At 54.1% G+C, this 5,192-nt stretch carries 4 protein-coding genes; all 4 read right to left on the minus strand.

Annotated elements, in window-relative coordinates:
* On the minus strand, nt 1-435 hold a 435-nt coding region (locus Q8Q07_03460; GenBank protein MDP3879348.1), incomplete at its 3' end, for a hypothetical protein.
* A 77-nt stretch (nt 436-512) separates the two neighbouring features.
* Complete coding sequence (locus Q8Q07_03465; protein ID MDP3879349.1) at nt 513-998, minus strand: hypothetical protein; 486 nt, start codon at nt 996-998, stop codon at nt 513-515.
* Between the two features lie 45 nt (nt 999-1,043).
* Entirely contained in the window at nt 1,044-2,912 is a 1,869-nt protein-coding gene (locus Q8Q07_03470; protein ID MDP3879350.1) for an aldehyde ferredoxin oxidoreductase N-terminal domain-containing protein, read from the minus strand.
* A 250-nt stretch (nt 2,913-3,162) separates the two neighbouring features.
* Nucleotides 3,163-5,025, minus strand: coding sequence for an ABC transporter substrate-binding protein (locus Q8Q07_03475; GenBank protein ID MDP3879351.1), 1,863 nt, complete (start codon nt 5,023-5,025; stop codon nt 3,163-3,165).
* Between the last annotated feature and the right edge of the window lie 167 nt (nt 5,026-5,192).

Raw genomic sequence — 5,192 nt, forward strand, 5'->3', positions numbered from 1 at the left:
GGGGATACGGATTATTTCCGGCTCCGCCTTGGCGGCTAACTTAAGTCCACCGACATACAAAGCGTGTGACGGCTCGGGAGCTATGATAGGCCATCCCAGAGAACGCGCTTTTCTGACCGCGGGCATGGTGACCATATCAGCCCGGTCATAAAGTATCTCGTCATCGGAGACCTTGAGAAACTTGAATTTGGCGTAGCCAACCCTGCCGAAATAGTCGGCAATAGCGCTGGCTACGGTAAGTGCGTCCGGGTTCGGCGGCAGGTTCAGCTCCTCCTTAATCTCCTCAAATACCAGTTCCCCCTTGTGCCATTTGGCTTTTTGCAGTCGCTCTTTCTCTTCAGGGCTGGAGAACTCCTCACAGACAGCCGCCCAGCTCAGGTAAACCTCCATGGCAAAATATTCGGCATCAACCTGTTCAGCTTGCTCAAAAGCCATTGTATTATCTCCTTCTCTATGTTAATACTTGTTTCGGGATTGACCGGGTAAAATTTTTGTGCCGTGTTATACCCGGTCTAGGTTATGGGCGAAAGCTTCCACAACTGCCGCTCTACGCCCTCTGGCACATTCTCCGTTACCGGAGATGTTTCCACCTTCATATTGCACCGTTTCTTGAGGGCCGCGTATAGAATTGCCGGGGCGGGCATGGGAGTTACTTTCAGACCCTGGGGACGGTACTTTAGCAGCATCGGGCGGATAACGGTGCCTTCCCACCAGTCCCGGTAGAATTCAGTATCGGAGACCTTGTGAATATCGAGCTTACAGTATCCGGTCTTGGTGATATAATCAGCTGCAATCTTGGCTACCGTGTAGGGGTCGCTGCCGGGCGGGATGTTCAATTTATCTTCGATGAACTGAAATATCAGTTCCCCTTTGCGCCAGACGCACTTGTCCAAACGGGCCCGCTCTTCCGGAGTGGTGAACTCCAGATTCAAGGCCAGCCAGTTCAGGACCAGTTCCACCGCAAAAAACCTGGAATCGACGGTTTCGGCATAAGCCATAATGTTACCCCCCTTTTCATATTTATGCTTTTGTGTTTATACTACTCAGACAGAAACTGGCTGAGGTAAAACCCCTCTTCGCTCCAGCTCCTCGGCGACATAATCCAGATCTATTTCTTCCAGGGCTTCTCTGGTGGGAATACCTTCCGCGGTGTATCCCATGGCTTTGTTAGTCTCTGCTATCGCCTTGCTGATCTCATCTCGATTCACCGGCGGTAATATACCAGCCGGGTCGTGGAAGAAACGGGCAGGCAGGTCATCCGCCCTTTGCCGCTCTCCCAGGATGGCATTGTAAGCCCGGGTAAGAGCTCTTACCCGGCGCACGCCTTTCTCGATGCTGTCCGCGTCCGCATTCATACCGGTAGCCAGTAGTAACAGTTCCGCCACATCCCAGTCGCGAATTAAGATATCCGGCCTCGCTACTGACCAGAAATAGCATAGCCCCACGCAGTCGGCCAGCGTGTTGTGTTCGCCAGGCATGTCCATGTATTTTTTCCAGTCCGGTGGATATGTCCAGTTGACTGCCTCAGCGTATTTGTCACCTTCTCCCTCGCCGCCTCCTTCTATCCCCACGGTGCCGCCCCACTTGCTGTTATCCTGCCGGTCGCTAAGCAGGTAGCTGGAAGCCATGCCGGGACGCATCGTCTGTCCCCGGGGTTCGAGCTTACGGATGTGGACAGCGTATTCCTCGGCTCCCCGGCCAATCCTCCGGGCTGCCTCATAGGTACCATCAGCCAGGACATCACCGATTCCTTCCCGGCGCGCAATCTTCTCCAGCAGAGCGGGAAGGACTTCCGGGTTACCCCATTCCAGTACCATGCCATCAGTATCTTCTTTGGTGAGGATGCCCTTCTGGTAAAGGTCAATGGCAAAAGCGGCAGCGGCCGGCGCTGAACCGACGTCAAGTCCGTATCTCTGGGCTAAGGAAGCGCAGCGGAGATTGAAGTCATAATCCTGAACATCCGCCGCGGCTGTAAAGCGGAATGGTGACCGGCACTTTATGAAAACAGGGTGTTCATCGGGGAAATGAGGCGAACAAATACATTTCTTGGCGCAATTGTAGCAGCCTATTCTCCGGGCTTCCCGCTTGTCCAGAAAGTCCATGTGGGACTTCCCTGCGTCTTCCCACGGCTTGAACAGCTCGAAATTGCGGTAATGCGTGCCGTTCATGCGTGTTTTGTGGCTCCTGTTATGCTGCACCTCCATTATGTACTCAACATTCTTGTCAGACCGGGCCAGAATCTCGCTGCACAGTTCCAGGAAACGGGTTGGACTGGCCAGGTTGACATCTTTGGTGCCACGGACGGCGATGGCCTTCAGGTTCTTGTCACCCATAACAGCGCCGACGCCCGTCCGGCTCAGACTGCAGCCGGGTCCGTGCTCGATGGTGGCATAATGGACCTTGTTCTCACCGGCAGGGCCGATGCAAAGTGTCTGGACTTCTTCGCTCTTCAGCTCAGCCTGAATCATCAGCTGGGTCTGGAAAACGTCTTTTCCCCAGAGGTGACTGGCATCGCGGATTTCCACCTGGTCGTCATTGATATAGATATAAACCGGGGAGCTTGATTTTCCGGAGACGGTTACCGTGTCATAGCCGGCGAACTTCAGTTCGGGACCCCAGAAGCCTCCCATATTTGAATAGGCGAACAAGTTTGTCAGGGGAGACCTGGTGACCAGTGTAGTCCGGTTTGCGCCGGGTACGCTGGTGCCGACGAGGGGACCAGCCCCGAAGATTAGCAGGTTATCCGCGGAAAACGGTTCCGTTTCCGGCGGAACCCTGTCCCAGAACATCTTGGTAATCAGACCGCGCCCGCCCAGGAAGGCTTCATACATTTTACGGTCGCCGTCTATTTTTCTGATTATTCCTTTCGTAAGGTCAACTTCCAGCTGACCACCAGCCCATCCGTACCACATGACCATGCCTCCTCATTGTATTCGAAAGCGGATTTTGCGCGTTAGCTCATCTGCGGAACTCCCAATTCAATTCTACAAATTCCGCTTCTGGCTTGTCAATAAATTGCCGCATACCGGAGATTGAAAAGGTGGGAGGGAAGTAATTGCTTGGAGTAGTGGTGTGCGGGAAAGTTAGAGGGGCAGACGATTGCCACCGTTCTGCCCCTCTAACCGGTTTACTTTATTACATTACCCGTAAGGGTTCAGGTCTTTAGTACCCCAGTGATTTCTTCAGGTCTGTGTCTATCCAGAGGTACTTGGCCTGGCCCTGGTACTCACCGTAGCCAGTGGTCTGCTCACCGCTGTAGCCTTTCACCCACGGCTGCCAGGGGAGGTACTGATAAGGTGATGGCATGCCTATGTACCAGGCCTCTTCAACAGCGTGTTTGAAGAATTCTTTCATCAATGGCCAGGCTTCCTGCTCGTTGAGCATATAGACATTGAGGACTTTTTCACTGGTTTCAAGGGCCAGTGCGTCGTTCATGTTCGGCCAGCCTCCCTGCGTGTCCAGGGGGACGTTCCAATCCTCAAAAACAAAGGCTAAATGAGCGCTGTGGATCTCCCAGCCTGCCTCCTCGATAGACCTGTTCTTCGTCATGGTAGTAAAGACGGCATCCTCGACGACCCTGATAGTAATGTTAACGCCTACCTTCTCCAGGTAGAACTTGACGGCGGACAGCAGGTCAACGTCTGCCCTGTTTGAAGCAACTACTTCCATGTTGAAACCATTGGGATAACCGGCATCAGCCAGCATCTGTTTGGCTTTCTCAGGCTGGTATTTATACATTTCCTGGACCGCCGCGGACTGTTCCTCGAGGGGGGTCCACATCGGCATGAACTCACCAAAAGGCGCTACCGGGAAGACCATCATCTCCCCTTGCCCGCCGTAGTAGTCCCGCAGGATCGCTTCCCGGTCAATAGCCATTGACAGCGCGTGGCGAACGCTCTTGTTATACCAGGGCAACTCCGGTTTGTCCACGCGCAAACCGAGGACATACGGGCGGTAATCAAACGATCTCAGGGACTGCATATCCGGCCTGGTCTTGATTAAGCTCTGCCAGTCTTCCTCGGAGATGAACTTGCGGGAGATACTGTCAATCTTGCCGGTGCGGAAGCCGGCGAGAATGGTGGACATGTCTGATACCATCAGGTACTTGACCCCGTCCGGGTAGGGCAGTTTATTGTCCGGATGGAAGGGGTCAGGCTGCCAGTAGTTGGGGTTCTTGATCATGGTGGCGCTGCTGGCCGGGATGTAGTCAGTCAGCATGTAAGGGCCGGTGCCGACTGAGTTTCTCCAGTCGAGCAAATCGCCGTACTTGTCAACCACTTCCTTGGCGGTCAAGGTTATCCAGTCGGCGGTGACGAACAGCAATGCCGAGGCGTATCCCGGAGTTGCTTTGAACTCGACGGTATATTTATCCAGCGCCCGGGCTGAGACCGGCCATTCGAATTCGGATAGTCTTTGACGTAGCGCCGAACCGGGCTTGTCCTCGAAGAGGCGCATCGTTGAATAGACCACGTCGTCAGCGGTCAGCTCCCGTCCGCCGACGAGGCGGCTGGCCTCGTTGTTGGGGTCAAGGCCGAAGCGGACACCCTGGCGGATTTTGTAGATGATGGTCTCATCATCGGTGATTTCGTAGCTTTCAGCCACGAGCCCGGTCTTGAAGGTCATCGGCGCGATGCTGATGATGCCTCCCCACTCCCCTGTCCCGCTGGCTCCCCGGGCCCAGTCCAGACCCATCAGGTTCTCATGGGTAATCTGGATGGTGGTCATTCCGGACGGCTCCTGGAAGAAGGGGTCAAAGCCTCGCGATTCCCTCCAGGGAATGATGTTAAATGTTCCCCCGTACTTGGGTTTCTCCACCATTCTGCCCATCGAGTCCTGCACCATCTCCGGTCCGGTGGGCGTGGTGGGCGTCGTCGGGGTAATTGGAGTTGGTTGTATTGGGGTTGTTGGTGTGGTCGGGGTTGTTGGTGCGGTCGGTGTGGTTGGTTCTGAAGGAGCGCAGGATGCCAGTACCAGAGATAATACCATCACGCAACTCACGACCAACCAGGCAAACTTTCCTTTCACTATCCTTACCTCCTCAATTTGTTTTTAGCTACCAGGTGCCCGAGGCTCCTGGCCAAATTGTTTTTTTGAAGAGAACTTCTTAAATATCAGTACCTGCTGTAAACTGTATGGACGGTTTTTCCCCGTGCACGACTAACTTTATTAACCTTACGGGATAAGATGACTGT

This window comes from Dehalococcoidales bacterium (genome assembly GCA_030698765.1).
Taxonomy (GTDB): domain Bacteria; phylum Chloroflexota; class Dehalococcoidia; order Dehalococcoidales; family UBA2162; genus JAUYMF01.

Coding starts and splice junctions, on each gene's coding strand:
- Q8Q07_03465 (MDP3879349.1), bottom strand. CDS start 998: ATGGCTTATGCCGAAACCGTCGATTCCAGGTTTTTTGCGGTGGAACTG.
- Q8Q07_03470 (MDP3879350.1), bottom strand. CDS start 2,912: ATGTGGTACGGATGGGCTGGTGGTCAGCTGGAAGTTGACCTTACGAAA.